Origin of the sequence: Streptococcus mitis (assembly GCF_000722695.1) — a bacterium.
In the GTDB taxonomy this organism is placed as follows: Bacteria; Bacillota; Bacilli; order Lactobacillales; family Streptococcaceae; genus Streptococcus; species Streptococcus mitis_O.
In genome coordinates this window covers 61,810-86,712 of record NZ_JPFU01000009.1, presented here as the reverse complement: position 1 = coordinate 86,712, position 24,903 = coordinate 61,810, and the positions used below count along the sequence as shown (strand labels likewise).

23 protein-coding genes are annotated in these 24,903 nt (G+C 42.0%); 7 read left to right on the top strand and 16 right to left on the bottom strand.

Translation table 11 applies throughout. The features are described 5' to 3' along the window. Positions 1-46 precede the first annotated feature (46 nt). From SK629_RS03585 to SK629_RS03570, 4 genes are all read left to right on the top strand, one after another. Positions 47-1,363 carry an FAD-containing oxidoreductase gene (locus SK629_RS03585; RefSeq protein ID WP_033682109.1) on the top strand — a complete coding sequence of 439 codons (1,317 nt, stop codon included), beginning with the start codon at positions 47-49 and terminating at the stop codon, positions 1,361-1,363. A gap of 98 nt (positions 1,364-1,461) precedes the next feature. Next, positions 1,462-2,805, top strand: a complete 1,344-nt coding sequence (murT, locus tag SK629_RS03580) for a lipid II isoglutaminyl synthase subunit MurT (RefSeq protein WP_042900612.1) — start codon at positions 1,462-1,464, stop codon at positions 2,803-2,805. After that, positions 2,805-3,587: a lipid II isoglutaminyl synthase subunit GatD gene (gatD, locus tag SK629_RS03575; protein ID WP_000263194.1), complete on the top strand. Its 783-nt coding sequence runs from the start codon at positions 2,805-2,807 to the stop codon at positions 3,585-3,587. The genes murT and gatD overlap by 1 nt, the downstream gene beginning before the upstream one ends. A 127-nt stretch (positions 3,588-3,714) precedes the next feature. Next, positions 3,715-4,797, top strand: a complete 1,083-nt coding sequence (locus tag SK629_RS03570; RefSeq protein ID WP_042900610.1) for a M24 family metallopeptidase — start codon at positions 3,715-3,717, stop codon at positions 4,795-4,797. Between the two features lie 101 nt (positions 4,798-4,898). Here SK629_RS03570 and SK629_RS03565 read toward each other — a convergent pair whose 3' ends face one another. From SK629_RS03565 to SK629_RS03525, 8 genes are all read right to left on the bottom strand, one after another. Further along, positions 4,899-5,360 (bottom strand): ECF transporter S component, encoded by a 462-nt coding sequence (locus SK629_RS03565; RefSeq protein ID WP_042900609.1) that lies wholly within the window; start codon positions 5,358-5,360, stop codon positions 4,899-4,901. Continuing rightward, a complete protein-coding gene (locus tag SK629_RS03560) occupies positions 5,347-6,111 on the bottom strand; it encodes a bifunctional hydroxymethylpyrimidine kinase/phosphomethylpyrimidine kinase (RefSeq protein WP_042900608.1) in 765 nt (254 codons plus the stop codon). The genes SK629_RS03565 and SK629_RS03560 overlap by 14 nt, the downstream gene beginning before the upstream one ends. Then, positions 6,101-6,850 carry a tRNA pseudouridine(38-40) synthase TruA gene (gene truA / locus SK629_RS03555; protein ID WP_042900607.1) on the bottom strand — a complete coding sequence of 250 codons (750 nt, stop codon included), beginning with the start codon at positions 6,848-6,850 and terminating at the stop codon, positions 6,101-6,103. The genes SK629_RS03560 and truA overlap by 11 nt, the downstream gene beginning before the upstream one ends. Positions 6,851-6,948: 98 nt before the next feature. Next, positions 6,949-8,100 (bottom strand): MFS transporter, encoded by a 1,152-nt coding sequence (locus SK629_RS03550; RefSeq protein WP_042900606.1) that lies wholly within the window; start codon positions 8,098-8,100, stop codon positions 6,949-6,951. Positions 8,101-8,419: 319 nt separating this feature from the next. After that, positions 8,420-9,049, bottom strand: a complete 630-nt coding sequence (locus SK629_RS03540) for a Pr6Pr family membrane protein (protein WP_042900605.1) — start codon at positions 9,047-9,049, stop codon at positions 8,420-8,422. A gap of 2 nt (positions 9,050-9,051) precedes the next feature. Continuing rightward, positions 9,052-9,390 carry a zinc ribbon domain-containing protein YjdM gene (locus tag SK629_RS03535; protein WP_042900604.1) on the bottom strand — a complete coding sequence of 113 codons (339 nt, stop codon included), beginning with the start codon at positions 9,388-9,390 and terminating at the stop codon, positions 9,052-9,054. Between the two features lie 129 nt (positions 9,391-9,519). Beyond that, complete coding sequence (gene cmk, locus SK629_RS03530) at positions 9,520-10,191, bottom strand: (d)CMP kinase (protein WP_042900603.1); 672 nt, start codon at positions 10,189-10,191, stop codon at positions 9,520-9,522. Positions 10,192-10,199: 8 nt separating this feature from the next. After that, a complete protein-coding gene (locus SK629_RS03525) occupies positions 10,200-10,688 on the bottom strand; it encodes an SAG1386/EF1546 family surface-associated protein (protein WP_042900602.1) in 489 nt (162 codons plus the stop codon). A gap of 45 nt (positions 10,689-10,733) precedes the next feature. Between SK629_RS03525 and SK629_RS11300 the strand changes: the two genes are divergently transcribed. After that, the gene (locus SK629_RS11300) at positions 10,734-10,937 is read left to right on the top strand and encodes a ferredoxin (protein ID WP_194252059.1); all 204 of its coding nucleotides are present in this window, start codon (positions 10,734-10,736) and stop codon (positions 10,935-10,937) included. 74 nt (positions 10,938-11,011) lie between these two features. Here SK629_RS11300 and SK629_RS03515 read toward each other — a convergent pair whose 3' ends face one another. The 5 genes from SK629_RS03515 to SK629_RS03490 form a co-directional block, all read right to left on the bottom strand. Next, the gene (locus tag SK629_RS03515; protein ID WP_419991774.1) at positions 11,012-11,983 is read right to left on the bottom strand and encodes a glycosyltransferase family 2 protein; all 972 of its coding nucleotides are present in this window, start codon (positions 11,981-11,983) and stop codon (positions 11,012-11,014) included. After that, positions 11,967-12,986 (bottom strand): UDP-glucose 4-epimerase GalE, encoded by a 1,020-nt coding sequence (gene galE / locus SK629_RS03510; RefSeq protein WP_042900598.1) that lies wholly within the window; start codon positions 12,984-12,986, stop codon positions 11,967-11,969. Before galE ends, SK629_RS03515 begins: the two co-directional genes overlap by 17 nt. Positions 12,987-13,329: 343 nt before the next feature. Next, entirely contained in the window at positions 13,330-14,433 is a 1,104-nt protein-coding gene (locus tag SK629_RS03500) for an NAD(P)/FAD-dependent oxidoreductase (protein ID WP_042900595.1), read from the bottom strand. Positions 14,434-14,449: 16 nt separating this feature from the next. Then, the gene (locus SK629_RS03495; protein ID WP_042900593.1) at positions 14,450-15,247 is read right to left on the bottom strand and encodes a Nif3-like dinuclear metal center hexameric protein; all 798 of its coding nucleotides are present in this window, start codon (positions 15,245-15,247) and stop codon (positions 14,450-14,452) included. Then, the gene (locus SK629_RS03490; protein ID WP_042900591.1) at positions 15,234-15,911 is read right to left on the bottom strand and encodes a tRNA (adenine(22)-N(1))-methyltransferase; all 678 of its coding nucleotides are present in this window, start codon (positions 15,909-15,911) and stop codon (positions 15,234-15,236) included. The genes SK629_RS03495 and SK629_RS03490 overlap by 14 nt, the downstream gene beginning before the upstream one ends. A 238-nt stretch (positions 15,912-16,149) precedes the next feature. Between SK629_RS03490 and SK629_RS03485 the strand changes: the two genes are divergently transcribed. Next, positions 16,150-19,296 carry a DEAD/DEAH box helicase gene (locus tag SK629_RS03485; protein ID WP_050492343.1) on the top strand — a complete coding sequence of 1,049 codons (3,147 nt, stop codon included), beginning with the start codon at positions 16,150-16,152 and terminating at the stop codon, positions 19,294-19,296. Positions 19,297-19,835: 539 nt separating this feature from the next. Here SK629_RS03485 and SK629_RS03480 read toward each other — a convergent pair. Further along, positions 19,836-22,172 (bottom strand): cation-translocating P-type ATPase, encoded by a 2,337-nt coding sequence (locus SK629_RS03480; RefSeq protein WP_042900589.1) that lies wholly within the window; start codon positions 22,170-22,172, stop codon positions 19,836-19,838. Positions 22,173-22,305: 133 nt separating this feature from the next. Between SK629_RS03480 and SK629_RS03475 the strand changes: the two genes are divergently transcribed. Beyond that, entirely contained in the window at positions 22,306-23,064 is a 759-nt protein-coding gene (locus SK629_RS03475) for a lysophospholipid acyltransferase family protein (RefSeq protein WP_042900588.1), read from the top strand. Between the two features lie 140 nt (positions 23,065-23,204). On the opposite strand, the gene SK629_RS03470 is transcribed toward SK629_RS03475, so the two are convergent. Beyond that, on the bottom strand, positions 23,205-23,897 hold the full coding sequence (locus SK629_RS03470; RefSeq protein ID WP_042900587.1) for an alpha/beta hydrolase-fold protein: 693 nt from the start codon (positions 23,895-23,897) through the stop codon (positions 23,205-23,207). Further along, positions 23,878-24,888 (bottom strand): ABC transporter substrate-binding protein, encoded by a 1,011-nt coding sequence (locus SK629_RS03465; protein ID WP_042900586.1) that lies wholly within the window; start codon positions 24,886-24,888, stop codon positions 23,878-23,880. Before SK629_RS03465 ends, SK629_RS03470 begins: the two co-directional genes overlap by 20 nt. Positions 24,889-24,903 lie beyond the last annotated feature (15 nt).

Below are 24,903 nucleotides of genomic sequence, written 5' to 3'. Positions count from 1 at the left end.
AGTTTTTTTCTTGTGCTAGAATGAAATGCGAATAGGAGGAAGATAAATGTTAACTTATGATTTAATCGTTATCGGATTTGGTAAAGCTGGTAAAACACTAGCTGGTAAATTGGCTTCAGCTGGCAAAAAAGTTGCCCTTGTTGAACGTAGTAAAGCTATGTATGGTGGAACTTGTATCAACATTGGTTGTATCCCAACTAAAACTTTGCTAGTTGCTGCTGAGAAAGACTTGTCTTTTGAAGAAGTGATTGCTACCAAAAACACGATCACTGGTCGCCTCAACGGTAAAAACTATGCTACTGTTGCTGGTACAGGCGTGGACATCTTTGATGCGGAAGCTCACTTCCTTTCAAATAAAGTCATCGAAATCCAAGCTGGTGATGAAAAGAAAGAACTGACCGCTGAAACAATCGTCATCAACACTGGTGCTGTTTCAAACGTCTTGCCAATCCCTGGACTTGCTACAAGCAAAAACGTCTTTGACTCAACAGGTATTCAAAACTTGGACAAATTGCCTGAAAAACTTGGTGTCCTTGGTGGCGGAAATATCGGTCTTGAATTTGCTGGTCTTTACAACAAACTTGGCAGCAAGGTTACAGTTCTAGATGCCTTGGATACTTTCCTACCTCGTGCAGAACCTTCCATCGCAGCTCTTGCTAAACAATACATGGAAGAAGACGGTATTGAATTGCTTCAAAACATTCGCACTACTGAAATCAAAAACGACGGTGACCAAGTCCTTGTCGTAACTGAAAACGAAACTTACCGTTTCGATGCCCTTCTCTACGCAACTGGACGCAAACCAAACGTAGAACCACTTCAACTTGAAAATACAGATATTGAACTAACTGAACGTGGTGCTATTAAAGTAGATAAACATTGTCAAACAAACGTTCCTGGTGTCTTTGCAGTTGGAGATGTCAACGGTGGACTTCAATTTACTTACATTTCACTTGATGACTTCCGTGTTGTTTACAGCTACCTTGCTGGAGATGGTAGCTACACTCTTGAAGACCGTCTCAATGTACCAAACACTATGTTCATCACACCTGCACTTTCACAAGTTGGTTTGACTGAAAGCCAAGCAGCTGATTTGAAACTTCCATACGCTGTTAAGGAAATCCCTGTTGCAGCAATGCCTCGTGGTCACGTAAATGGAGACCTTCGTGGCGCCTTCAAAGCAGTTGTCAATACTGAAACCAAAGAAATTCTTGGAGCAAGCATCTTCTCAGAAGGTTCTCAAGAAATCATCAACATCATCACTGTTGCTATGGACAACAAGATTCCTTACACTTACTTCACAAAACAAATCTTCACTCACCCAACCTTGGCTGAGAACTTGAATGACTTGTTTGCGATTTAAGTTGAAGTCTTATCTTAACTGACAGCCCTCTTTGGGCTGTTTTTGCTTCTTCGAAATCTCAAATCTGTCTTTTCCCTCTTTTATGATATAATAGAAGCATGAAATTAAAAACTACTTTGGGCCTCCTAGCTGGGCGTTCTTCCCACTTCATTTTAAGCCGTCTTGGCCGTGGAAGTACGCTCCCAGGAAAACTTGCCCTTCAATTTGATAAAGATATTTTACAAAACCTAGCTAAAAACTACGAGATTGTTGTGATCACTGGAACCAACGGAAAAACCTTGACAACTGCCCTCACTGTCGGTATTTTAAAAGAGGTTTATGGTCAAGTTCTGACCAACCCAAGCGGTGCCAACATGATCACAGGAATTGCGACAACCTTCTTAACAGCCAAATCGTCTAAAACTGGGAAAAATATTGCCGTCCTAGAAATCGACGAGGCCAGTCTATCTCGTATCTGTGACTATATCCAGCCAAGCTTATTTGTTATTACTAATATTTTCCGTGACCAGATGGACCGCTATGGTGAGATTTACACAACTTACAAGATGATTTTGGATGCTATTCGTAAAGTGCCTACTGCCACTGTTCTTCTTAATGGAGACAGTCCACTTTTCTACAAGCCAGCTATTCCAAATCCTGTACAGTATTTTGGTTTTGACTTGGAGAAAGGATCAGCCCAACTAGCTCACTACAATACCGAAGGGATTCTCTGCCCTGACTGTCAAAGCATCCTCAAATACGAGCACAATACCTATGCAAACTTGGGTGCCTATATCTGTGAAGGCTGTGGATGTAAACGTCCTGATCTGGACTATCGCTTGACAGAACTGGTTGAGTTGACCAACAATCACTCTCGCTTTGTCATAGACGGCCAAGAATACGGTATCCAAATCGGTGGACTCTACAATATCTATAACGCTCTAGCTGCTGTGGCTATCGCCCGTTTCCTCGGTGCCGATTCACAACTCATCAAGCAGGGATTTGATAAGAGCCGTGCTGTCTTTGGTCGTCAGGAAACCTTCCATATCGGTGACAAGGAATGTACCCTCGTCTTGATTAAAAATCCAGTCGGTGCAACTCAAGCTATCGAAATGATTAAACTAGCGCCTTATCCATTTAGCCTATCTGTTCTCCTTAATGCCAACTATGCGGACGGAATTGATACTAGCTGGATTTGGGATGCTGATTTTGAACAAATCACTGAGATGGACATTCCTGAAATCAACGCTGGCGGTGTTCGCCATTCTGAAATTGCACGTCGTCTCCGAGTGACAGGCTATCCAGCTGAGAAAATCACTGAAACAAGCAATCTGGAGCAAGTTCTCAAGACCATTGAGAACCAAGACTGCAAGCATGCCTATATCCTAGCTACCTATACTGCTATGCTGGAATTCCGCGAACTGCTGGCTAGTCGTCAGATTGTTAGAAAGGAGATGAGCTAATGGTTTATACTTCACTTTCCTCAAAAGATGGCAATTACCCTTATCAGCTCAACATTGCTCACCTCTACGGAAATCTCATGAATACCTATGGGGACAATGGAAACATCCTCATGCTCAAGTATGTGGCTGAAAAACTGGGAGCCCATGTGACGGTTGACATCGTTTCTCTCCATGATGACTTTGACGAAAATCACTACGACATCGCCTTTTTCGGTGGCGGTCAAGACTTTGAACAAAGTATTATTGCAGACGACCTTCCTGCTAAAAAAGAGAGTATTGACAACTACATCCAAAATGACGGTGTAGTTCTCGCTATCTGCGGTGGTTTCCAACTATTGGGCCAATATTATGTTGAAGCTTCAGGGAAACGCATCGAAGGGCTAGGGGTTATGGGTCACTACACCCTCAACCAGACCAATAACCGCTTTATCGGTGATATCAAGATTCACAATGAAGATTTCGATGAAACCTATTATGGTTTTGAAAATCACCAGGGTCGTACCTTCCTCTCAGACGACCAAAAACCACTGGGACAGGTTGTCTATGGAAATGGAAACAACGAAGAAAAAGTCGGCGAAGGGGTTCATTATAAGAATGTCTTTGGTTCTTACTTCCACGGGCCTATCCTTTCTCGCAATGCCAATCTAGCTTATCGCCTAGTCACAACTGCCCTCAAGAAGAAATATGGTCAGGACATCCAACTCCCTGCCTATGAGGATATTCTCAGCCAAGAAATCGCTGAAGAATATAGCGACGTCAAAAGCAAGGCTGACTTTTCATAAACAAAGGAAAATGATATCAAAGAACTCCGTTATCTTGTCGGAGTTCTTTTTGTCTTTTCTTTTACCCTTCTCCCTTGCATTTTCTCTCTTTTTTTGCCAAAATAGAGGGGTAGAAAGAAGGTAGCATATGTCTAAATTACAACAAATCGTAACATATCTTGAAACTGAAAAACTAGACGTCGCTGTCGTATCTGACCCCGTCACTATCAATTACCTCACTGGCTTTTACAGTGATCCTCATGAACGTCAAATGTTCCTCTTTATCCTAGCTGATCAGGAACCACTTCTGTTCGTTCCAGCCCTTGAGGTTGAGCGTGCAAGCAGCACCGTATCCTTCCCAGTTGTAGGCTATGTGGATTCTGAAAATCCATGGCAAAAAATGAAAGATGCTCTTCCACAGCACGACTTCAAACGTGTAGCTGTGGAGTTTGACAACCTCATTTTGACTAAATACCATGGCTTGAAATCAGTTTTTGAAACAGCTGAGTTTGACAACCTCACTCCTCGTATCCAACGCATGCGCCTCATCAAATCAGCTGACGAAGTGCAAAAAATGATGGTGGCAGGTCTCTATGCGGACAAGGCTGTCAATGTTGGTTTTGACAATATTTCTCTTGATAAGACAGAGACAGATATTATCGCTCAAATCGACTTTGCCATAAAACGTGAAGGATATGAAATGAGCTTTGATACCATGGTCCTGACTGGCGATAATGCTGCAAATCCACACGGTATCCCAGCAGCAAACAAGGTTGAAAATAACGCCCTTCTCCTCTTTGACCTGGGTGTCCTCGTCAACGGCTATGCTTCAGATATGACCCGTACAGTCGCTGTCGGTAAACCTGACCAATTCAAGAAAGACATTTACAACTTGACTCTTGAAGCCCAACAAGCTGCTCTTGACTTTATCAAGCCAGGTGTGACTGCCCATGAAGTGGATCGCGCTGCCCGTGAGGTCATCGAAAAAGCTGGTTACGGTGAGTACTTCAACCACCGTCTCGGTCACGGTATCGGTATGGATGTTCACGAATTCCCATCTATCATGGAAGGAAACGACATGGTCATCGAAGAAGGCATGTGCTTCTCAGTCGAACCAGGTATCTATATCCCTGGTAAAGTCGGTGTCCGTATCGAAGACTGCGGTGTTGTTACCAAGGATGGCTTTGACCTCTTTACAAGCACCAGCAAAGATTTGCTTTATTTTGATTAATATTCTTTGAAAATCTTCCCACAATAAAACGCATAGTATCAAATTTTCAACACCTGATACTATGCGTTTTTCTTATTTGAAAGACTTTTGACTCAGCCTCTTTACTTAATCTTCTTGCTACTCTGACTAAGCACAAACCCTACAATCATCCCTACCATATTTTGCATGAAATTTGGTAGAATTTCTGGTAGGGCTGCTGCCCAGCCATTCATCAAAGTAGAACCCAAGGCGTAACCCCCTACCATGGCAATCGTTGCTAAGATAAGGCCTAACCACTGAGTTTTTCCTTTAAATCCTGCGAAAAATCCCTGCAAGCCATGGTTAATCAAGCTAAAGAACATCCACTGAGGATAGCCTGATAAGAGGTCAATCAAGAAACCTGCTAGTCCTCCTACTACAGCCCCTTCACGACTACCAAAGTAAAAGGCCGTAAAGAAGACACCTGCATCTAAAAGAGTTAGAATTCCTGTCGGTGTTGGGATTTTTAAGAAATAACCTAGAACCACAGAGAGGGCGGTTAATAGGGATACAAGGGCAATTTTAGTTGTTTTAGTTTGCTTCATATTGTCTTACTCCATACTGATCTGCTTGTGCAATAGAACGATAAACGAAAGCCTTAGAGCTTTCTACTGCTGGTAAAAGTTCATCACCTTTGACTAGGTGACTGGCAATGCTAGAGGCAAAGGTACAACCTGCACCAGCATTTTGGCCTTGGATAACTGGATTTTCTAGGATAGTAAAGGTCTGTCCGTCATAAAAGACATCCATAGCCTTGTCCTGACTAAGGCGATTGCCTCCCTTGATAATGACTGCTGGCGCTCCTAAGTCATGTAATTTCTGCGCTGCAGTTTTCATGTCTTCCAAGCTTTTAATTTCTTGACCAGCTAATAATTCTGCTTCAGGAAGATTAGGCGTAATCACACTGACATGAGGGAAAAAGCGAATCAACTCTTGGCAGAGTTCACTGACAGCCACGTCGTGCGTTTCCTTGCAGACCAAGACAGGGTCCAATACTACAGGTACTTCTGGGCGTTGTTTGATAAAGTCCAAGGCTTTCTCAGCCACACTGACAGTTGGTAAAAGACCAATCTTAATCCCTGCAAATTCCACATCACGCAAGCTATCTAATTCATGTTGAAAAATGACATCGTCAGTTGGAAAGACTTCAAACCCCTTTTCGGTCAAGGCTGTCAAACAAGTCACAGCTACAAAACCATGCAAGCCGTTCAAGGTATAGGTAGCCAAATCAGCGGACAAACCACCACCACTAAAAATATCATTTCCAGAAAGTGCTAAAATACGATTATTCTTCATAACGAATCTCCTTTAAATACAAGCCATTCGGTGCTGCCGTTGGACCAGCTAGCTGCCTGTCCTTCTTCTCCAAAATCAAGTCAATCTGCTCTACTGGCATACGATTATTTCCGATTTTGAGAAGTGTCCCCACCATATTGCGAATCTGTTTATACAAGAAGCCATTTCCTGAAAAGGTAAAGGTCAAAAACTGCCCTGTCTCATCAACCCTGAGACTAGCTTCTGTAATGGTGCGAACCTTATCCTCCACACTAGTTCCAGAGGCTGTAAAACCTGTGAAATCATGGGTTCCTTCTAGCTTTTTGACAGCCTCCTGCATCCGCTCCACATCAAGTGGATAGGGAAAGTGAGTAGCATAGTGACGGCGCATCGGATTTTTAGGACGGCCTCTATCCACGATAAACTCATAGGTCTTGCTGTGCTTGGCATAACGACAATGAAAATCATCCGCCACAAGCTCAATCGAAATCACATCAATATCTTCAGGGGACTGGGTGTCCAGAGCAAAGCGAAGTTTCTCCTCATCCATTTGATAGGGGAGGTCAAAATGAAGCACCTGTCCCAAAGCATGAACACCACTATCAGTCCTACCAGCACCGTGAACGGTAATAGCTTGCCCCTTATTCAATCTAGTCAAGGTTTTTTCAATTTCTTCCTGAACGCTACGCGCATGTGGCTGGCGCTGAAAACCAGCAAAGGCATAACCATCATAGGAAATAGTTGCTTTGTATCTTGTCATAACTTCTATTTTATCAAGAAATTAGTCTATAGACAAGGTTCTAAAACAAATATTGTATGGGTACAAAAATCCTGAAAAGAAAACTTAGGAAAACAATCCTAAGCTCTCTTTTGAAGTAGGTACATGACAAAGATAGAGGTTACAATCAACCATGATCCTAAAATGGCAAAGACCAACATCCCATTTTGTGTTAGTAAACCAATCGCACCTAGAACGAATGGGGTCGTAAAGGCTCCGAAACTACATCCTAAAACCGCAAATGAGGTTGCTTGATTGAGGAGTTTAGCTGGAATTCTTTCAGATACAAGTTGAAAGACCGTCGTCAGGGCTATACTGTAAGCAAAACCAGCCAGAACGCTTCCTGCCACCACCACCCACAAGGACGGAGACAAGGCAATCACAATTTGACCTAAGCCAAAGGTAATGCCCGACCAGAGGAGCAATTTTTCCTTAAAAATCGAAATCAAGAAAGAAAAGCTCACCCCAGCCACAATCCCGATCAACTGCATGACACTAAGAACAAAACTAGATAACTGGGCATCTCCAAGCCCTCTTTCCACCATCAAACTTGGAATACGGATGGTAATAGCTGTATTGGTACAAACTACAACTGCCGCTTCAATAGCTAGGATAAAAATCAAGCCTTTCATTTCTCGAGTTAAACGACTGGCTTCCTTCGCTTTTTTCTTGACTTCTTTCTTTTCTTTTCCATAAGGGACAAAGAGCAGATAGAGGGTCAGCACCAAAAATCCAGCACTATAAGCTAAGAAGGTAGCTGTCCAACCAAATGCCAACAACTGGCCGACTGCCAAGGTAATGAGGGAAGCTCCTACGACTTCTGCAGAACCGCGTAACCCTAGCATCTGTATTCTCGTTTTCCCTTGGTAACGTTCACTGATAATGGAAATGGCCTTGGCATTGATCATCCCAACACCCAAACCAAACAGAATCCGTGTTCCAAAGACAAAGGGATAGGCCTGATACCAGAAGGGAGCCGTCCCGCTCAGTGATAAAATCAGCAAGCCCAAACTAATCTGTAAGCGCTCAGGAAAGATTTTTTCTAAGAAACCATTTAGTAATAACATAATCATGATTCCAAAGGATGGCAAGCTCGCTAAGAGCTCAATTTGTTCCTTAGGATAGCCTTGATAATAGTCAAACATGGCTGGTAGGGCACTTGAAATCGAAAAGGAGGTAATCAAAACGAGGGAGAGAGCCAAAATACTGGCCCGTTCTAAAAATTGTTTCATGAAATCTCTTTCTATCTTTCTCTTAATCTTCTATTTTTTGATAGTTATCAAACAAGCAAGAAAAGAAGAAGTCTCATTGGTTTGTAGACTCCTTCTTAAACTCGAAAATGAATCCCTTGTGTCTTATACTCAATGAAAATCAAAGAGCAAACTAGGAAGCTAGCCGCAGGTTGCTCAAAGCACTGCTTTAAGGTTGTAGATGAAACTGACGAAGTCAGCTCAAAACACTGTTTTGAGGTTGTGGATAGAACTGACGAAGTCAGTCACATATATACCCTAAGGCGAAACTGACGTGGTTTGAAGAGATTTTCGAAGAGTATTAGGATGACTTTCTCTTGATTTGCTTGATAAAGTAGAAGATAAATCCTGCCACCATATAGGCAACAAAGATAATCAGACACCACTTGAACACGACATCCCAACCCTTGTTCACATTCAAAAAGAAGTAAGGGAAAGGACTGACTTTAGAATTAGGAATGTCTAATTTCAGTACCAAGCCATTAAAGAGAGCAAACATCATATACAGCAAGGGTAAAATCGTCCACACAATTGGATCCCAAATCTTGTATTGACCCTGTTTGTCAAAAAAGAGGGTATCCGCTAAAAACCAAAGGGGAACGATATAGTGGCAAAGGAAATTTTCCAGAGTATAGAAATTAGTCGCAATGGGTGCTAAAAGGAAATGGTAAATCACACAGGTAATCATGATACTCATAGTGACCCCACCTTTTAAGCGCAAGAGACTTGGCCTTTGCCAGTTTTCACCTAAACGGCTCATAACCTTTAGGAGATAGAGCGTAAAAATCGCGACTAAAAGATTTGACAGAACCGTATAATAGAGCAGCATCCCAAATCCACCATGCTTGGCGATTTCAAGATAAACTCCCGTAAAAGCCGCTAGAAACAAGAAGATACGGCTATAAAATACAAATTTATAGTTCTTTGACATGATTAAATTTTCTTCACAAATTCTGATTTAAGTTTCATGGCACCAAAACCATCAATCTTACAGTCGATATTGTGATCGCCTTCTACGATACGGATATTTTTCACGCGCGTCCCTTGTTTCAAATCTTTTGGCGCACCTTTTACTTTCAAATCCTTGATGAGAGTTACTGTATCACCGTCAGCCAATTTATTTCCGTTGGCATCGATAGCAACAAGGCCCTCTTCTACATCTGCAACTTCAGCAGGATTCCACTCATAAGCACACTCTGGGCAAACCAGTAGGGCACCGTCTTCGTAGACATACTCTGAGTTACATTTTTGGCAATTTGGTAAGTTGTTCATGGTTTCTCCTTATCATTATTCACTATTCTTTGAAAATCAAAATTTCTCGAACAGCAACTATTATACCTTAAAATCAGCATTTTGACAAATTTAGAAAAAACCGATATCCATCTATCGGCTTTTCTACATTTACATTCTTTTTTCAGCTTCTGCTTTAATTTTTTCAACTACTTCTTGAATGTTCAAGCCAGTTGTATCAAGGTAAACTGCATCCTCTGCTTGCTTGAGAGGCGAAGTCTCACGATGGCTATCCTTGTAGTCACGCGCTGCAATTTCCTCTTTTAGTGTTTCAAGGTCTGTTTCAATTCCCTTGGCAATATTTTCCTTATAACGACGCTCTGCTCTCTCATCGACAGAAGCTACTAGGAAAATTTTCAATTCTGCTTGTGGCAATACAACAGTCCCAATATCACGACCATCCATGACAATCCCACCTTGCTGGGCAATCTCTTGTTGGAGAGAAACTAGTTTCTCACGCACTTGAGGAATTGCTGCAATAGCTGAAACATGATTGGTCACTTGATTTTCACGGATAGGATGGGTAATATCCACATCTCCTACAAAGACAAGCTGGTCCCCAGTTTCTGAACGCCCAAAACTAATTGGATGCTGGTCCAACAAGGCTAAGAGTTCTTTAACTTCTTCTACTCCTAACTGGTTCTTGAGAGCCATATAGGTCGCTGCGCGATACATAGCACCTGTATCTAGGTAGGTGTATCCAAAATCCTTAGCAATAATCTTTGCGACTGTACTCTTACCACTGGAAGCAGGACCATCAATAGCAATTTGAATTGTTTTCATATCAACTCCTATTTGATTTTAACAACGTCACCTGGATTAGCAAACCAAGATCCTGTAACCATGTGCCCAGGATTCAAGGCCTCTAACTGAGCAATCGAAATCCCCGCGCGAGCTGCAATAGCTGCTTCTCCTTCTCCAGCCAAGACTTTTGTCGTCCCTTCTGGATCTGTTGAATGTTCTGAGCTAGTAGATGATTCTTCCTTACCCTCTGAACTAGAAGATGCCTGCTCTGAACTACTAGAAGATGAAATCTGTACTACATTTGCATCAGAATCGTGAAAATCTTTTAAGGCTGCTGTGCGATTACTCCCTCCGCTTGAAAGGTAAATCAATACTATTATCATTGCTACAACAATCACGAAAAAGAGACTAGCTAGAATCGTCAAAACACGATTTGCAACAACGCCTGTACCTTTTTGATTACGTTGGCGTCGTTTCGTTCTCGTCTGTTCTTCCTGATTCTCATAAATATCTTCTTGCCACGGTTCTTTTGCCATACCTTACTCCTTGTTTTTTTTGACTTTTCTTATTACAATATAAATATGAAAATCACACTTATACCTGAACGCTGCATTGCCTGTGGGCTTTGCCAAACTTATTCTGACTTATTTGACTACCACGATAATGGAATCGTGCGTTTTTACGATGACCCTGACCAACTAGAAAAAGAAATTTCTCCTAGCCAGGACGTCGTAGAAGCTGTTAGAAACTGTCCGACACGTGCCTTGATTAAAGATCAACACTAATCTCTCATAGTAAATTGACAAGAACGTTTCACTCTTTCTAGTTTAGCATATTTCCATGTAAAATTATAGTCTTTTCACTTTATTTTTTCTGTAAAATCAAGAAGGTCACTTTTTTCTTTGATAAGATAAAGTGGTCTTTTTTTGGTCTCTAGATAAATCTTACTGATGTACTTGCCAAGAATCCCAATGGTCAAGAGTTGAATGCCTCCCAGAAAGAGAATGACAGCCATCAGAGAGGTCCAGCCAGATGTAGGATTGCCCAAAATGAGGGTCCGAACCACAACAAAAAAGGTCATCAGTAGAGAAATGAAACAAGATAGGAGACCAGCCATAAAGGCTATAATCAAGGGAAAATCTGAAAAATTAACAATCCCTTCAATGGAGTAAAAAAAGAGTTGCCTAAAACTCCAACTGGTATTGCCAGCCTGCCTTTCGACATTGGGATAGTCCAGATAGTGGGTTTTAAAACCGACCCAGGCAAAGAGTCCCTTAGAAAAACGATTGGACTCGGTCAAAGCTAAAATGGCATCGACCACAGACCTTCTCATCATGCGAAAATCACGGACACCTGACGGCAGGGCTACTGGACTGATTTTTTGCATGAGGCGATAAAAAAGATTAGCACAAAAACTGCGAAAGAAGGGTTCTCCCGCCCGACTAGTTCTCCGTGTTCCTACGTAGTCCAAATCTGCATTTTGGTCTAGTAAATCTTTCATCTCAAGTAACATACTAGGGGGATCTTGGAGGTCTGCATCCATTACCACCACCAAATCTCCTGTCGCATATTGCAAGCCTGCATAGAGGGCTGCTTCTTTGCCAAAATTTCGAGAGAAAGAAAGATAATGCACTGCCAGATTTTGCTCCCGATAGGCCTTTAAGAGTTCCAAGGTTCCATCACTTGATCCATCATCGACAAAGATATACTCGATTTCTGCTCCCAAGTCAGGAATCAAAGCTTCCAAAGCCTGATAAAAAAGAGGAAGTACTTCCTCTTCGTTTAAACAGGGGACAATGATTGAAATCACCATCTTAGTCTTCAAATCCATTTGGATGCTTGCTTTGCCAACGCCATGCGTCTTCACACATTTGGGTGATGCCTAATTCTGCTTCCCAGCCTAGTTCTGCTTTGGCTTTTGCAGGATCTGAATAGCAGGCTGCAATATCACCTGGGCGACGGTCTACAATGCGATAAGGAATTGGGCGTCCCACTGCTTTTTCCATGTTTTGGATAATTTCAAGAACAGAATAGCCTTTACCAGTTCCAAGGTTATAAACGTTTAAACCTGAACCCTTTTGGATTTTTTTCAGAGCTGCAACGTGACCCTTAGCCAAATCGACAACGTGGATATAGTCACGAACACCAGTTCCGTCTTCCGTATCGTAATCGTCTCCAAATACTTGCACTTGCTCTAGTTTCCCAACGGCTACTTGAGTCACATATGGCAAGAGATTGTTTGGAATACCGTTTGGATTTTCTCCCAAATCTCCACTCTCATGGGCTCCGATTGGGTTAAAGTAACGAAGCAAGACCACATTCCATTCTGAGTCTGCCTTGTAAATATCCGTCAAAATTTCCTCAAGCATAAGCTTGGTGCGACCATATGGATTGGTTACAGAAACTGGGAAATCTTCCAAGATGGGCACTGTGTGCGGATCTCCGTAAACTGTCGCAGAAGAACTGAAAATGATGTTTTTACAGTTGACTTCTTCCATGACCTTCAAAAGACTAACAGTTCCAGCAATATTATTGTCATAGTAGACAAGAGGGATACGGGTAGATTCTCCAACAGCCTTCAAACCAGCAAAGTGAATGACACCTGTTGGTTCTTCTTGCTTGAAAATATCTCTGAGGGTATCTGTGTCACGAATATCTGCCTCATAGAAAGGCACTTCAACCCCTGTAATTCTCTCAACAACTTCTAAACTTTTACGATTGCTGTTGACAAGGTTATCCACCACAACAACCTGATGACCTGCTTGGATTAACTCAATAACTGTGTGGGTTCCGATAAAACCAGCTCCACCCGTTACCAAAATCTTTTCTTGCATCTTCTTTCCTCGATTCTCGGATTATTTTTTCTTATTTTACCATTTTTGATAGGGAATGTCATTTGCCATCCTAGAGGGTAGGATAAAATTTCAGTAAAATACTTATACTCTTCGAAAATCTCTTCAAACCACGTCAACGTCACCTTGCCATATATATGTTACTGACTTCGTCAGTTCTATCCACAACCTCAAAACAGTGTTTTGAGCTGACTTCGTCAGTTCTATCCACAACCTCAAAGCAGTGTTTTGAGCTGACTTCATCAGCTCTATCTACAACCTCAAAGCAGTGCTTTAAGCAGCCCGCGGATAGTTTCCTAGTTTGTTCTTTGATTTTCATTGAGTATTATTCACTTTTTACTCGTTTGACATAGTTCTCAATTGGGTAGTTTACTGGGTCCAAGGTCAATTCCCTGCCTTGGATCAGTTGAGCTAGATGGTAGCCAATGATGGGACCAGTTGTGAGGCCCGATGAACCTAATCCACTGGCTGCATAGACACCTGCCAATTCTGGCACCTGCCCAAAGAAAGGTGAGAAATCACTAGTATAGGCACGGATTCCCACACGCTCACCAGCTCTGGTAGCTTCTACTAAACTAGGATAGCAAGGCAGGGCTGCCTCCTCCATTTGTTGGAGTAAGGTTTCATCTACCGTCAAATCAAACCCCATGTCATTTTCATGGGTAGCGCCTAGGGACAATTTCCCACCTGCAAAAGGAATCAAATCCCACTCCCCCTCGGGCATGACAACAGGGTAGGATTCCAGGTCTTGGGCAAGCTGATAATCTCGGAGCTGTCCTTTCTGAGGACGGACATCCACAGCATAACCCAAGGGTTCTAACAAGTCATCCAACCAAGCTCCAGTCGCCAAAATAACCTGCTCAAACACCTCTTCGCCAATCTGGTAGCCTGACGATAAAGGTGTCAGACTCACTTTTTCTTTGACCAGCTTGACCTGACTGGCTTCCAGCAAACGAGTGACCAAAAGTTGACCATCTACTCTCGCTCCACCAGAAGCATATAGCAAGCGGTCAAATCCCTGTAAGCCAGAGAATAATTCATTAGCTGATGCTTGGTCTAGAATGGCTAATTGCCCTATCAAGGGAGATTCTTCTCTGCGCTGGAGGCCTAGTTCATAGAGTTCTTCCAACTTGGATTCATTCTTTTTCAAGAGAAAGACTCCCGAACGCTGGTAAAAGTCGATTTCTTGCCCTGACTTCTCTAAATCAGCTAATAAATCCACATAAAAGTCAGCCCCCAAGCGCGCCATCTTGTACCAGGCCTTATTGCGGCGTTTGGAAAACCAAGGACTGATAATTCCTGCCGCGGCCTTGGTAGCCTGACCTTGTCCATGGTCAAAAACGGTCACCTCTAGGTCACTTTCTTTCGAGAGATAGTAGGCAGCTGTTGCCCCCACAATCCCTGCTCCAATAATGGCAACTTTTTTCATTGTCTTCACCTTCTAACTATATATGGTGGAAAGGATTGGTCGATGCCTGACTAGGCAAGATATCAATATCCCAGCCCTTTTCTTCCTTCCATTGAGTAAGGAGTGCTGCGATTTTTTCCACAAAAAGCACTTCGATATAGTGACCTGGGTCCAGAGCCAACAGGCCATCAGACAGCATATCCTGAGCTGTGTGGTAGTAGATATCCCCAGTGATGTAGACATCTGCCCCCTTAGCTAAGGCATCCTTATAGAATGACTGCCCGCTACCACCACAGATTGCCACTCTTGAAATAGGCTTCTGCAAATCACTCTCTTGGTAATGCACCATTCGAAGGCTATCTAGGCCAAAGACTTGCTTGACACACTGGGCCAAGTCCCAAAATGTCTGAGGCTGAATATTCCCAATACGACCAATTCCACGTTCTGGACCTGTTTCCTGAAGATAAGTCGTCTCATCAATGCCTAGCATCTGGCAAAACCAGTCATTGAGCCCATTATCAACGATGTCAATATTGGTATGGCTGACATAAACTGCAATGTCATGCTTGATCAGGTCGATGTAAATCTGATTTTGCGGACGGTTGGCAACCAAGTCCTTGATGGGACGAAAAATCGGCGCGTGCTTGACGATAATTAAATCCACACCCTTTTCAATGGCTTCAGCCACCGTTTCTTCACGAATATCCAGAGCAACCATGACACTTTGGATATCCTTGTCCAAAGTTCCAATTTGCAGGCCACGACTATCCCCCTCCATGGAAAATTCCTGGGGGCAAAAGGCTTCATACGCCTTAATAACTTCACTTGCTAGCATGGAGAACCTCCTTGATGGCTTGAATTTTATCTACTAGAACTTGACGTTCCTCCAGATTTTTTTCTGGGATTTGTCCGAGGGCAAACTCTAACTTAGCAGCCTCTTTTTGCCATTTTTGGACAAAGACTGGGCTGACTTCTTTGGACAAGAAGGGACCAAAGCGAACATCACTGGCTGATAGCTTCATTTGTCCCGCTTCCACCACCAAAATCTCGTAAAACTTGCCAGCTTCTTCTAAGATGCTTTCAGCTACAATCTGAAATCCGTTCTCTTGTAGCCAGATACGCAAATCATCTTCACGATTATTTGGCTGGAGGATTAAACGCTCTACATTAGCTAGCTTGTCCAAGCCTTCTTCTAAAATCCTAGCAATCAAACGCCCCCCCATACCAGCAATAGTGATGACCGACACTTGGTCAGTCTCTTCAAATGCTGCCAGACCATTGGCTAAACGAACTTGGATTTTCTCCTTTAGGTCGTGAGCCTCAACATTTTTAACCGCAGACTGGTAGGGACCCTCCACAACCTCACCTGCAATGGCGCTTTTGATTTGACCTCTCTCGACTAACTCGATAGGCAGATAAGCATGATCACTCCCCACATCTAGTAAAATAGCTCCCTGTGGCACAAAGGATGCCACCAATTCTAATCTCTTTGAAATCATCTTCTCTCACTTTCCAAAACTCTGTTACCTCTTATTATACCACATTTCAATCCCCAACTTTCCAGTAATATAAGTAGCTCCAGCGAAATAAGTTTCAATGGCCTAAGGCAATAGATGGATCCAATTGAAAGATTTACAATCAAGAGAAACTCTTTATTTTTCCACTCCCTATCAAGATGCAATTTATGTAAGATAAGTCTATTCTTTTCCTATAAAATCTGATAATATAGAGAAAAGAATGATTAGAACAGAGGTTACTTCAATGACGGTTCCCGATAGACTACCTGCTCGTATGAGAATGGATGGACGAACTATTTTCCAACAGATAAAAAACTATTTTGATACTGAAAACAAAGAATATTTTAAGCATCCCAATACCTATAATGGCATCTCCATGTATCTGGAACCCAACATCCTGACCAGTATGGAGCACTTCGATTTGACTGGTTTTCATTGCGAATGTAATGATTTCCAAAATCAGGAAGTCTGTAAACACTGGGTTGCCATGGATCTCTACTTTCGTAGTCTACCCCAAGTTATTCAAGAACGCATTCGTAAATCTAGTCATAAACCAAGTTTTGCCAGCCAACTGATCCCTACCTTGCCATCTGAAGAACTCCATGACGAACTGGTAGAAGAAAAAGCGACGGCGCCTTCACTTTCCCTTCATGGACAAGTCGAAATCCGAAATCATAGCCTAGCTTGGACCTTAAAACTACAGGTTGAACAGGCTTCTCGTTCCTATGTTATCAAGGACATAGCCCACTTCATTTTTCTCATTTTCCAACAGGAAGATTACTTTGTTTCACAGAAAATCGGGACAATCAACTTATCATTAGACCAGTTTAATCAGGCGTCCCAAAACTTACTCCTCTATATCAAAAAATATTTCATCGATAGAAATGAACATTCTTATTTCAACTTCGGTTACGATATTAGCCCTAGAGATTGCGGACGCTATTTAGAGGCTCCTGTTAGCTATTTAAACGACCTCGTGCCACTTTTTCAAGCTTTGGATGTCTTCCAATATGTAACCTCAAAAGCCGAATACCCTCTTATATTCTTAGATGATAGTCCCTTTATCCCGGAAGAAAAAATTTTTAAAGTTGTCAAATCTAATAACCATTATGAAATCATCAATACAGCTTATTTTGGTTTCATTATTCAAGAAAAACTTTGGATTCGACACAATCACTTCCACATCATCAAAAAAGAGCACCGTTACTTTTTAGATAAATTAGCTACTTGGATCTACCATTATCAAGAAAGTTCTCCTCTTATCTTTTCAAAGGAAAATAAGGCTGAACTCATGCAAGTCTGTAATATCATCTCAAACTATGTTCCTATCAGTATCCCAGATGAATTACAAATCCATGACTTCATCCCCATCTTTGCCTTCTCCAAGACTAGAAATGAAATTGCCCTCAACATGGTGTGGTCCTTTGGAGAAAAACAAGTCCATTCTAAACAAGATCTCCTAACCCTCCCCTATACTTACCAAGCTAGCAAAGCCAGAAAAATCTATCATCAACTGCTTTCTGCTGGTTTCAAAGAGGAATTTCATAGTCTTTCTAAAATAAAAGTCGTTGATTTCTTCCTAAAAGAACTACCCCGTTTTCGTACTCTGGGTCAAGTTCAACTAGATGAATCGCTTGAAAAACTCTTAGTAGAAGATCCTGCTGTCATTGACATTTTTGACGACGACGGCTTCCTTTCAGTTCAGTTTGATTTTTCTATGATTTCAGAAGATGAGGTTGAAAAAGCTATCCAAGCTTTATGGAATCAAGAAAGCCACTACCAAACCAAGCAAGGAAAGGTTCTAGTCTTTGACGATGAAAGTCTCAAGGTTGCCCAAAGTCTCCAAGAGCTTCGCGCTAAATTTTCAGACGGAAAAATCAAGATGCACAAATCTCGTGCCTTTAGCCTTTCTGAAACCTTCAAAGACAATGAACATGTCAATTTTTCTCGTGATTTCAAAAAGATGGCTTATGATCTGACCCACCCTGAAGAATTTGATATCAAACCTTATGAAGTCAAGGCCAAACTTCGCTCCTATCAGAAAGAAGGAGTCAAGTGGCTGAGTATGCTGGATTATTATCATTTTGGAGGAATTCTGGCGGACGATATGGGGCTAGGGAAAACCTTGCAAACCATCACTCTTCTGGAAGCCAACCTTAAACCAGAACAGAAAGCTCTTATCCTAGCTCCAGCCAGCCTTCTTTACAATTGGAAGGAAGAATTCCGAAAATTTGTACCTCACAAACAGGTTGAAGTAGCCTATGGCACAAAAACTGAGCGTATCAAGCAAATCGAAAAATCTGCCACTATCACTATTACAAGCTATCCATCTTTTCGATCTGACCTTGAACACTATCAAAAGCAGTCTTACGACTACCTCATCTTAGATGAAGCACAGATGATAAAAAATAGTCAGACCAAAACAGCACAAGCTTTGAGAGAATTTGATGTCAAGACCTGCTATGCCCTATCTGGAACTCCTATCGAAAACCGTCTCGAAGAGATTTGGTCTATTTTCCAGATAGTATTACCAGGACTCTTACCAAGTAAAAAGGAATTTTCAAAATTGTCACCTCAACTCGTTGCTAAACTGATTCAACCTTTTGTTCTGCGTAGGAAAAAAGACGAAGTTCTGACAGAATTGCCTGAACTGAGCGAGCACCTCTACAGCAATGAACTCAGCAGTTCACAAAAAACGCTCTATCTAGCTCAACTTCGACGTATGCAAGAAATGGTTGCAGGAGCCAGCGCTGATGAGATTAAACGTCATAAAATTGAAATATTAGCAGGACTGACCCGACTTAGACAAATCTGTAATACCCCAGCTCTCTTTTTAGAAGACTACACAGGGGATAGTGGAAAAATAGACAGCTTATTCGAGCTCCTGGACACCATTCGTAAAAAAGGAGCACGACCACTTATCTTTTCACAATTCACCTCTATGCTTGATCTCATTGAGCAAGAACTAGAGAAAAAAGAAATGTCTCACTTTAAAATAACAGGACAAACACCTTCAGATAAACGTCAAGAAATGGTCAATCTCTTCAATCAAGGTGAAAAAGACTGCTTCCTCATTTCCCTAAAAGCAGGTGGAACAGGACTGAATCTAACAGGAGCTGATACCATCATCCTCTGTGACCTCTGGTGGAATCCAGCAGTCGAGATGCAAGCCATCGGACGAAGCCACCGCCTTGGCCAGACCAAACAAGTCGATGTATATCGCCTTATCACACTTGGAACCATAGAGGAAAAAATCCAAGAACTCCAAGAAAGTAAAAAAGAACTCTTCAACACCGTCCTTGAAGGACAAGAAAGTAGAAGCAATCTGAGCGTTGATGATATTAAGGAAATCTTGGGTATTGAATAAACGAAAAAGAACTAGAGTAACCATACTTAGTGGATTTATCTAGTTCTTTTTAAGGTTGCAGACTTTCTCGCCCTCTTACGAGCTCTATATGCCTTACCGTCACGTTTCTATTCGTATAGATATAGTATATTGAAACTAGAATAGTACATAGCGACTACTAAAACATTTCTAGAAATTAATTTGACTTTCCTAATCAATTTGTTCATATCTTATTTCAATGCACTATACGATTTCACCATCCCTTCATCTGACAGTTTTTATACTCAATAAAAATCAAAAAGCAAACTAAGAAACTAGCCGCAGGTTGATCAAAGAACTGCTTTGAGGTTGTGGATAGAACTGACGAAGTCAGTAACCATACCCACAGTAAGGCGACGCTGACGTGGTTTAAATTTGATTTTCGAAGAGTATTAACTTTCCTAATTGATTTGATCATATCTTATTTCAATCTACTATAATAGACACATAGGCCTTGCACATCAGATCTACGATAGACTCGTCGTATAAGAAAACCGCAATCCACAGATTGCAGTCTTTCTTTATTTTCTGCCTTGATAGCGACTGGTTATAATGAAAATCACGGTAAAGACCAACATCATGACACCATAAACAGATAATGTTTGTCCTGTTAATGTCGAAATTTCAAGCAGTTTTTGAATTCTTGGGAAGAGAGCTGTGGCTAGGAAGCCTCCTACTGACCAAACAATCAAGAGGACACGCCATAGGGTAAATGGCATGCAGGCTCTAAATACGGATAAGAAACCAATTGACCCCAAGAGATAATAGAGTAGAGTTGAGATTTCTAACTCAGACCAACCTTGGCTACTTCCAAATATTTTCACAAACAGGACGCTGAAGACGACCATGAGTGCACTTGGTAGAGCACGAAGCATGGATCTTCTGAGGAAGTTTGGCTCGACAGGCTTGATATTTCGCTCAAAAGTCAGAACGAATGGCGGGAAACCTTCCACGAACTGGTCAATCATGGTAATCTGGATTGGAATGAATGGGAAAATCAAGATCCACTCAGACCGACCTAGTAAAGCACTGGCAATACAGATAACTGCGAGCAAGAAAGAATAGATGGTCTTTATCAAGAAAATCGGGGCGATATGGGCAATGTTATTGACCACACGACGACCTTCAAAGAGAATCTCAGGAACATCATTAAAGTCAGAGTTCAAGAGAACCAGATTGGCAATCTGACGAGTCGCAGGGTCTCCTTCAGCCATCACGATAGAACAATCCGCCTCACGAAGAGCCAGGATATCATTAACTCCATCCCCAGTCATAGCTGTTGTATGCCCTGCTTTTTTCAGCGTTTGGATGATGAGTTTCTTTTGATGAGGGGAAACACGTCCAAAAATAGCTGTCTCCTCAGCCATATCAATCAATTCCTCATCAGTGATTTTTGAGCAATCTACATAGCTGTGATAGTCTGCAAAACCAGCCTTTTGGGCAATGCTGGACACAGTGACTGGATTGTCACCAGAGATAATCTTGAGTCCCACTTCCTGAGAACGGAGATAGTCCAGCGTCTCAGCTGCTCCTTCTCGAATGGGGTCCAAAATCTCCAGCAAAGCCAGAGCCTGAATATCAGAAGGTTTTTGTGGTTTGTGATGGTCTAGTTTTTCCTGACTGACTGCCAAGACCAAGACACGTGACCCTCTCTCCAAGGCCTCTCTGGCTTCTGGGACTTCAGAATCCAGCAACATCTCAGGCGCCCCTAAGAAAACTGTTCCTAAACATTCTAACTCCATGGCTCCCCACTTGCGGTCGCTGGAGAAGGGAAGATTGGAAAGCATAGGATAGGCAACTTCTCCTACAAAACGCTTGCGAATAGCTTGGGCTGTTGGATTTTTATCCTCACTATGGGCCATATAGCTGGTTAGAATACTGGCAATAACCTCATCACCATAAGTTTCCGTCAGTGGAAGAACAGCCTCCACCTGCATCTTTCCTTGGGTGATGGTGCCCGTCTTGTCCAGACAGAGCATATCCACGCGCGCCAAGGTCTCAACAGAGTACATCTCCTGCACCAAGACCTTTTTCAAGCCCAGCTTAATCACCGCAGTCAAGAGCGAAGTAATGGTCAAAAGGGCGATTCCCTTGGGCAACATCCCCAAAAGGGCTGTAGACGAATTTACAACGGATGACTTGAGAGGCAGGCCTTTTAAGATCAAGGCTTCTAGCAAGAGAGCTAGACCAAAGGGAATGATAATCTTCCCAGTAAAACCAGCTAACTTGTCCAGCGATTTCATGATACGGGAGTTGATAGGTTTCACAGTCTTAGCCTCAAGCATGAGTTTGGCAGCATAGTTATCAGATCCAACATGGTGAACTTGAGCCAAAACTGACCCACTAGCCAAGAAACTTCCTGACAAAAGCAAGGCATCAACTTCCTTTTGCACCAAATCACTCTCCCCCGTCAACATGGCTTCATTGACTTCTGCAAAGCCTTCTAGAACCAAGGCATCACTAGGAATCTGTTCTCCAGCAGACAAACGAATGACATCTCCTAGCACCAATTCTTCAGGATTCAGAGCTACTTCTTGACCATCACGGATGGTTTTGACCTTTTCCTTAGTCATGAGATTGAGCTTATCGACCATGTGTTTGGCCCGTAGCTCGGTCACAATACCAGAAAAAGCGTTAAAGCAGATAACAGCAAAGAAGACCAGATTGCTCCAAGCCTGCACGAAGGAAAGTGCCAAAGCAATGGCAAAGTTCAAAGCGTTAAAAAGGGTAAAGACATTTCGTTTGATGATTTGCCAAGTGCTGGTACTGGCAGAAGCAGTAAAATCATTAACCAAGCCCTTAGCCTGTCTTTCCTTGACTTCTCTTTGGGTTAATCCCACAATATTATTTTTATCCATGAATCCTATCATATCATTTTTTCTAAAAGAATTCTAATCTCATCTCAAATATGCACCTAGTCACGGAAAAAAGTTTGCCAGCCCTCCTTTGATAAGGTATAATAATAACAAGAAAACAATCGAAGGAGATCGCATGTTTTATACTTATTTACGTGGATTAGTTGTCTTGCTCCTATGGTCCATCAATGGCAATGCCCACTATCATAATACTGATAAAATTCCTAATCAAGATGAAAATTATATCCTAGTGGCGCCTCATCGCACCTGGTGGGATCCTGTTTATATGGCCTTTGCGACCAAGCCAAAACAATTTATCTTTATGGCCAAAAAAGAACTCTTTACCAACCGTATCTTTGGCTGGTGGATTCGTATGTGTGGTGCCTTTCCTATCGACCGTGAAAATCCAAGCTCCTCAGCCATCAAATACCCTATCAATGTTCTCAAAAAAAGTGATCGCTCTCTCATCATGTTTCCAAGTGGGAGCCGTCACTCAAACGATGTCAAGGGTGGAGTTGCCCTGATTGCCAAAATGGCCAAGGTCCGTATCATGCCGGTTACCTACACAGGTCCCATGACCTTGAAAGGCTTGGTTAGCCGTGAGCGTGTTGATATGAACTTTGGAAATCCAATCGATATCTCCGATATCAAGAAAATGAATGATGAAGGCATTGAAACAGTCGCCAATCGTATCCATGCAGAATTTCAACGTTTGGACCAAGAAACGAAACAATGGCATAATGATAAAAAACCAAACCCACTCTGGTGGTTTATTCGCATACCTGCCCTCATCCTTGCGATTATCCTCGCTATCCTAACTATCATCTTTAGCTTTATCGCAAGCTTCGTATGGAATCCAGATAAGAAGAGAGAGGCTCTTTGTTATACTCAATGAAAATCAAAAAGCAAACTAGGAAGCTAGCCGCAAGCTGTACTTGAGTACGGTAAGGCTACGCTGACGTGGTTTGAATTTGATTTTCGAAGAGTATTAAATAAATACAACAATCCCTTGGCATGTGCCAAGGGATAAATCTTTTATTCGATTTTCCATTTTTGGGCCAACCAGCTGGAAAAAGCTAGAAATCGCTCAGCTACTTGTTCATGGTGTCCATAAGGATCAAAGACAAACTGGCCGTTCGGATAGCATTTCTGAAGACTGGTATGGATCTGCTCAGCATAGGCTGGTGCTTGAGCCAAGCGATTGGTATGATGGGCTCCTTCTGTTTGACCATTCTGTAAATACAGCAAACAGTCTAGATTTTTCACTGTCTCTGCCTTGCAGTAAGTCACAAAATCAGGATACCAAAAGGAACCGCAGATTGAAAAGACACAGGAGACCTTGTCAAAGCTGAAAAGACTGTAGACTGCCGCCAAACCACCTAGTGAGTAACCTCCATAGGCAAGGCGATTTTTGTCCAGGCGATAAAGCGACTGCAACTTGTCTAAAAGACCTCCAAATAAATGATCATGATAGGCTGTTGCCTGACCGCCAAAATCTGGAAATTCATCTCTCAGAGCAGCTGCCTTCCAGGGCGTGTAGTCGTCTAGGCGATTTTTAGAGGTCAAGCCCACTAAAATCACAGATTCGGAAAGGGAAGATAGAAAATCCAAGTTTCCATCATTCAAGAGAATCGCTGGATAGGTTTGATTGAAATCATAGGTTGAAGGCAGGCTGACCTTGACTTGAATTCCTTCCCAATCAAACTCATTATTTATTGATAAAGTCATTGATTTTCTCAAGGGAATCAATCACTGCTGGACCATAGTCCATCAATTCATCGTAAGAGATAGTCATGATTTTTTGATTCTTAATAGCAGGAACGCTTTCCAAAACAGCATTTGCCTTCATCAACTCTACTGCTTTTTCATCCAATTTTTTATTGCGGTCGCTGGTTACATAGATAATCAACTCAGGATCCATTGACACGAGATTTTCCAAGGTCAAGCCTGATGTCCCCGTAGCAACGTTTGTATAACCAAGTTGGTTCAGTAAACTTTCTTGCAAAGCAGACTTATAGGCACCGAAGGTTTCATCATTATAAGCAACCATAATCAAAGCCTTTTTCTTTTCACCTTGGCTTGCTGGGTTTGCTTTCTTAACAGCGTCAATTTTAGTTTGTAATTGGGCTGCGTATTCATTAGCCTTGTTCTGAACATTAAAAATCATTCCAAGATTTTTGACATCTTCTACGATATTCCCCAAATCTTGCTGAATCGTTGAGAGAGAAGCTTTTTGTGTATAAACTGGGATTTTATTTTCATTCCAAGTGCTAACTGTCCCCAAGGATTTTTCAGAAAACATCATGTTTCGACCCATCACAGCGTCTGGCTCATAAGAAAGGACTGTCTCTTGTGAGACTGTTTTTTTATCTCCAATTTGAGGAATAGCTGCAATAGCATCCTTGTATTTGTCCGTCACAGCATTGTCTGGATTGAGCATGCCAACAATTTTATCCTTCAAGCCTAACTCCAATAAGATTTCAGTGGTTGAAAGATTGTTTGTAATAACTTTTTCAGGTGCCTTGTCAAAGACTTGTTCGACTTCATTTCCTTTAGCATCATAGGTCTTAACCGTTAACGGATAAGTCATCTCTGCGTTTGCCTTTTGACTTGTCTCTGTGCTAGATTGTGTGGTAGCTTTTTCTGTAGTAGTATTGCCACAAGCTGCCATGGTTAGGGTGGCTACTGTTACGAGTAAAATGCTTAGTGTTTTTTTCATCTTGTTTTCCTTTTC